At 60.1% G+C, this 799-nt stretch carries 1 protein-coding gene; it reads right to left on the bottom strand.

Features of this window, described 5'->3' with window-relative positions; translation table 11 throughout:
• A partial coding sequence (locus TU76_RS23945; RefSeq protein WP_048352636.1) for a methyl-accepting chemotaxis protein occupies positions 1–799 on the bottom strand: 799 nt, incomplete at both ends.

Raw genomic sequence — 799 nt, 5'->3', positions numbered from 1 at the left:
CAGGCGGGCACCACGCACCACTTCGGTGGTGGTCTGTTCCATGGAGATCACCGCCTCGTTGGTATCAGCCTGGATCGCCCGCACCAGCGTTTCGATTTGCCGTGTGGCGGCTGACGAGCGCTCAGCCAAGCGCTGAACCTCGTCGGCCACCACCGCAAAACCGCGTCCGGCATCTCCCGCCATGGAGGCCTGGATCGCTGCGTTGAGGGCCAGAATATTGGTTTGATCAGCAATGTCGTCGATCAAACTGACTATGTCGCCGATCTCCTGCGAAGACTCGCCCAATCGCTTGATACGCTTGGCGGTGTCCTGAATCTGGTCTCGAATGTTATCCATGCCGTGAATGGTGTTGTGCACCACTTCGTTGCCTTTGTTGGCAATGGCCACGGAGCGCTCCGCCACCGCCGACGACTCGGAGGCGTTGGCCGATACCTGGTCGATGGAGTCAGCCATTTGCTGGACAGCGCCGGAGGCCTCGGCAATTTGCTGGGCCTGATGCTCTGAAGCTTCGGCCAATTGCATGGCGGTGGCTTGCGTCTCCTGCACCGCAGCGGCCACTTGTCCGGCCGTGAGGTTGATGGTCGCCACCAGCTCGCGCAGTTGGTCGATGGAATAGTTGATGGAGTCGGCAATGGTGCCCGTGAAGTCCTCGGTGACGGACGCCGTGACCGTCAGGTCGCCGTCCGCCAGGTCTTCGATTTCGTCCAGCAAGCGCATGATCGCGTTTTGATTGCGCTCGTTCTTTTCGGCGGTCTCACGCAACTGACGATTAGTTTCGCGAACCATTACCAGCCCGATA

It is taken from the genome of Pseudomonas psychrophila, assembly GCF_001043005.1.
GTDB lineage: Bacteria > Pseudomonadota > Gammaproteobacteria > Pseudomonadales > Pseudomonadaceae > Aquipseudomonas > Aquipseudomonas psychrophila.
Note: the sequence above shows the minus strand (reverse complement) of the source record. Positions and strands in the feature narration are given on the sequence as shown.